Source organism: Maribacter sp. Hel_I_7 (assembly GCF_000688315.1).
GTDB classification, from domain to species: domain Bacteria; phylum Bacteroidota; class Bacteroidia; order Flavobacteriales; family Flavobacteriaceae; genus Maribacter; species Maribacter stanieri.
In genome coordinates this window covers 267,501-272,382 of record NZ_JHZW01000001.1, presented here as the reverse complement: position 1 = coordinate 272,382, position 4,882 = coordinate 267,501, and the positions used below count along the sequence as shown (strand labels likewise).

Here is a 4,882-nt window from a genome sequence, read left to right as displayed (position 1 = left end):
GTATTCAACGAACAATTTATTACTCAAAATGGTGTGCCAGATGTAATTATTACTGACCCTCCACGAGATGGTATGCATAAAGACGTTGTTCAGCAAATACTAAACATCGCTCCTAAAAAAGTAGTTTATGTTAGTTGTAATAGCGCTACGCAGGCTAGAGATTTAGAATTAATGAAAGAGATGTATACAATTACTAAAGTTCAGCCAGTAGACATGTTTCCACAGACTCATCACGTAGAAAATGTTGTACTTTTAGAAAAGAAAGTTTAAAATGAGAAGATTTCAAATCGGATTATTAATTTTCCTAGGTATTATCTTCGCATCATCATGTGAGAAAGATGATATCTGTGTTGAGGGAGATACTCCTCTTTTGGTTATAGAATTTTACGATGTTACAGATACTTCTGCTTTAAAAGAAGTTACCACTTTAAGAGCTGTAGGTGTTGGCACAAATGTTACTGTCAATACTGTAACAGATAGAAGTACGGTAAGTACAATATCCATTCCTTTAAAAACAGATGAAGATGCTACAAGTTTTATATTGATTAGCAGTTCTGCTGAAAATGAGGATGGCACAGAAACTGGAAACGTTGATACCATTACTTTTTCCTATAACCGTTTAGAAGATTTTCTATCTCGCGGATGTGGTTTTGTTGTCAATTATGATGAATTACAAGGAAGCCTTACTGCCGATGATAATAACTGGATTCAAGATATTGAAATAACACAATCCCTAGTCACAAACTCAGATTCTACACATGTCAAGATTTTTCATTAATCTTTTATTTCTACTATGTTCTTGTTTAGCACTTAGTCAAAGTAAGCCCATAGATTTAAATCCAAAGGATACGTTAGAGTATAAACAATCTTATGGTCTAGGGTTAGGTATAGATTTAAGTAGAATCATTACTGGTGCTTTAGATGATAATTATAAAGGTTTTGAAATAGTTGCGGATTACAGATTAAATCAGAATTTATATCTAGCTGCTGAACTTGGAAATGAAGAAAAAACCAGACAAGAAGATCTTTACAATTTTACTACTTCTGGTAATTATCTAAAACTAGGTGTAACCAAAAATACATATGCTAACTGGTACGGTGAGCATAATTTAATTTCCATGGGCGCTAGACTAGCATTTAGCACCTTTGAAAACACATTAAATAATTATCAATACTTTGATACGAATAGATATTGGAATCCAGATGGTTTTGCAAACGGCTCTGATGTGCCCGAAAAATTTTCAGGACTTTCTGCCACTTGGATTGAGGCTGTTTTTGGTACTAAAATAGAAGTAATATCAAATGTATATATGGGTGCCAGTATACGCCTAGGTCTTATATTAAGCCAAAAAGAAGACGAGCGCTTCCCTAATCTTTATGTACCAGGTTTAACAAAGTAACTTGGGACAGTAATTTGGAGTTGGATACAATTACAGCATATCTTATTTCTTACCTCTTTACAAAAAGAAAATAAGGTTAAGAAAAAAATTGAAGAATCGGCACCTCCACAAGACCCACAAGACAAAAGAGCGTTATAATATTTTAAACCCTTTTACAAAAATCCCATTTCATTACAATCTTCTCTATGCGTCAATTTTAGTAATTGGCAAATTTTGGAGCTAAAAAAGAAGCCGCAATAGCTGAAATTACAGCTAGGTAGAAAGAGTCTATTGTTAGTAATACTTGTAAGCCAAAGCGAAACAAAACAAAGAGACTGGCAAAACCTAAAAAATTATATATTAAAACTTTATGCTTAGGTTTCATTCTTCGTTCCCTTTTGATATTTTGCCTTCTTGCTACCCTCATACATCTCATATTTCACAAACGAGATTCTAAATGACTATTAAACACTTTAATCTTACGAGAAGGTCTTAGCCCAACAAACTTTAAAGCAGGTAAATTACTGGTTATAAACCAAAGCATTTGTACCAGGATATCCTTGTTTTAAAGTGTCTCCTATAGCGCTATAGAAGTTTTCCATATCTATATCTAATCGTTCACCATATGGGTGGATTAAAACACATATGTAGCGTTCCTTCTGTTGGTTTGTCTGTTTTGAAAAAGTCATTTCGTTCAACAGTTATATAATCCGTTAAGGTTAGCATTGTCAATATTATCTTGGGCTTTTCTTACTGCAGAAGCGCTTTATCATAACCAATAATTTTATGATGAAACTCTCTGGTCTTCTTTAAGCTTAGAGGTCTATAATCTTTTCAAATAGTTCAGCATCAAAATCAGTCCATTTTTCGAATGCGAAACCTTTCCTATTAATATTTGCAGGTATATTACAAGCAATCATAGCAGCTTCTGTCAACATAGTTCCACTACCGCACATTGGATCAAAAAATCGCTTTGTCCATCCCAACCACTTAATAAAAGTAACCAGAAGCTAAGACTTCATTTATAGGCGCAATATTTGTTGCTGTACGATATCCCCTTTTGTGTAATGAAGTACCAGAGCTATCTAAAGAAACATTACAATCATTATTGTGGATATGAATATTTATACGCAAATCTGGATCCTTTACATCAACATCCGGTCTAGTACCATCAGTATCTCTAAATTATCTATATTGCATCTTTAGTTTTTTGAGAGACATATAATGAATGCGTAAACTGTTCTGAATTTACCGTGGCATCAATAGCAAATGTTTCACTGACAGAAAGATATTCTGTCCATTCCATTGCATATATCTTTTTATATAAGTCATTTTCATCCCTAACACGAAATGAATGAATAGGTTTAATAATTTTTATAGCTGTTCTCAACAAAGATTTGCTTTGTACATAAACCCCGTATCACCTTCAAAAGATACATTTCTAGTTCCCTCTACAACATTGCTGGCACCAAGATTTCTAAGTTCCTTAGACAAAAGCTCTTCAAAACCAAATAAGGTCTTAGCGACCATTTTAAAATTATTTACCCATATTCATCTTTTCTCGTACCGCAAAAATACGCTAATTTTGACGCTAGTTTAATTAATGACCTATTTCCTTTTCTAAAAGCTTAATTAGCATCTGCATGATTTATATTTACCAATTCTAGGAGTGTTAATTAGTTTTCTTTTTGTCTTTATAGCTAAGCCACAAAAAAATGAAACCTTTAAACTTTTACTAGCATTTAGTGGTGCTTTCTTTAGCACTTACAATATTTGAAATGCTACCTGAAGTTTATTCAACTATTGATTCAAAGTCAATTGGAGTTTTCATAATGTTAGGAATACTATTTCAAATATTTTTAGAATTCTTCTCTAAAAGGGCAGAACACGGTCATGTACACATATCAAAAGAGAGTCAAAATTTTCCATGGTTACTCTTTATCAGTCTTTGTATTCATTCACTTCTTGAAGGTCTTCCAATAGGTACTAATGATACTATTATTTATGGAATTCTAATTCACAAATTCCAATAGCGATTATATTAAGTATTTTCCTTTTAGGTTCTAATTTAAAGCCAGTGCAAGCCGGACTCTTTATGGTATTGTTTGCCATAATGACTCCTTTAGGTACCTATTTAGCGCATACCATTGATTTATTATCTACATACGGTGTTTATCTAAATGCTTTAGTAATAGGAGTATTTTTACATATCTCTACCGTAATATTATTTGAAAGTTCTGAAGGTCATAAATTCAATTTAAGGAAGTTACTAGTAATTATACTAGGAATAACAATCGCATATTTTTTATAAATGTTCAGTAAAGAAGACTCTAGAAAATTACGTGAAGAATTTTGGATTGCTTTTGGAAAATCATTTCCAAATAAATGGACTTTGTATAAAACTAAGGTCAAAGGACTATCCTTTAAGTTTCATTTTAATTTAAAAATGGCAATGGTTTCCATTGATGTAGATTCAGATCTAGAACAACGTGTGAAAGTTTGGGACCAACTGGTAGCTCTAAAATCAATATTAATAGATGAATATCTTCCTGAGGCTATTTATGAAGACTTCTTTATACTAGATAGCCAAAAAGATATTTCAAGGGTTTACGTTCAAATAAACGATGTTTCTATTCACAATAAAAACACTTGGAGACAAACAATGGAATTCTTGAATACTTCTATGTATCAAATAGAGTCATTTTACGAAGAATATAAAGATATTATAGATTCATAATTAACAGAACAAGGGCTAGCCCTTAAATAATGTCTAAATAGATAAAGAACCAATGACATATTGCACCAGCTAAAACGAAAAGGTGCCAAACAAAATGATTGTAGGAATTTTTCTTACAGCATAGAATACGATACCTATAGTATAAAAAGCTCCTCCTAACATCAACAATTGAATTCCTAATTCAGAAGTATTATCTACTAAGTTTTCAAAATCAAATACTATTAACCATCCATTGCCAGATAAAGAAGTAATGAAACAATTTCATATTTACCTGTAAAAAAAAGCTTTAAAATAGTCCCAACAATAGCAATACCCCATACAGCAAAGAAAATCAACCATCCATTACCATTTATAAGTGTTATTAAAGCAACAGGAGTATACGTGCCCACTATTAGATAATAGATATTTATATGGTCAAGAATTCTTATTCTTAGTTTCCAAATTTTATTATCGACTGCATGATATATCGTAGATATTAATAACATGCTTATTAATGACAAACTATATATTACTATTCCCCACGTTGCATACTCAGATTTATGACTATTTGACTTAATCAATAATACCATACCTACAATAGCCAATAATGCACCTATACCGTGTGAAATGGTATTGAACTTTTCTTCTTTCTCTAAGAATTTTAAGTAAGACATTTAAATCGGTTCTTATTATATCGAACAATCGTATTATCAACCATTCTATTAAGTGATTATTCCTATAAAGTTTAGGACAAAAATAGAACAAGAGATTAGAGTATGAATCCTAA

4 protein-coding genes and 3 pseudogenes are annotated in these 4,882 nt (G+C 31.7%); 5 read left to right on the top strand and 2 right to left on the bottom strand.

Annotated features, from left to right (window positions below; translation table 11 throughout):
• The 3 genes and pseudogenes from P178_RS0101345 to P178_RS21245 all read left to right on the top strand — a co-directional run.
• Positions 1–270 (top strand): annotated as a pseudogene (locus P178_RS0101345) (23S rRNA (uracil-5-)-methyltransferase RumA); the annotation flags it as partial.
• Position 271: 1 nt separating this feature from the next.
• On the top strand, positions 272–778 hold the full coding sequence (locus P178_RS0101340) for a DUF6452 family protein (RefSeq protein ID WP_027064535.1): 507 nt from the start codon (positions 272–274) through the stop codon (positions 776–778).
• Positions 759–1,400 (top strand): DUF6048 family protein, encoded by a 642-nt coding sequence (locus P178_RS21245; RefSeq protein WP_197026767.1) that lies wholly within the window; start codon positions 759–761, stop codon positions 1,398–1,400. Before P178_RS0101340 ends, P178_RS21245 begins: the two co-directional genes overlap by 20 nt.
• A gap of 353 nt (positions 1,401–1,753) precedes the next feature.
• On the opposite strand, the pseudogene P178_RS21235 reads toward P178_RS21245, so the two are convergent.
• Positions 1,754–2,909, bottom strand: a pseudogene (locus P178_RS21235) (class I SAM-dependent RNA methyltransferase).
• Between the two features lie 109 nt (positions 2,910–3,018).
• Here P178_RS21235 and P178_RS21230 point away from each other — a divergent pair.
• Positions 3,019–3,690, top strand: a pseudogene (locus P178_RS21230) (ZIP family metal transporter).
• Positions 3,691–4,116: a DUF4268 domain-containing protein gene (locus P178_RS0101300; protein ID WP_027064533.1), complete on the top strand. Its 426-nt coding sequence runs from the start codon at positions 3,691–3,693 to the stop codon at positions 4,114–4,116.
• Positions 4,117–4,337: 221 nt separating this feature from the next.
• Here the strand turns inward: P178_RS0101300 and trhA are convergent, their stop codons facing one another.
• Positions 4,338–4,769 carry a PAQR family membrane homeostasis protein TrhA gene (gene trhA, locus P178_RS21225; protein WP_316929975.1) on the bottom strand — a complete coding sequence of 144 codons (432 nt, stop codon included), beginning with the start codon at positions 4,767–4,769 and terminating at the stop codon, positions 4,338–4,340.
• Between the last annotated feature and the right edge of the window lie 113 nt (positions 4,770–4,882).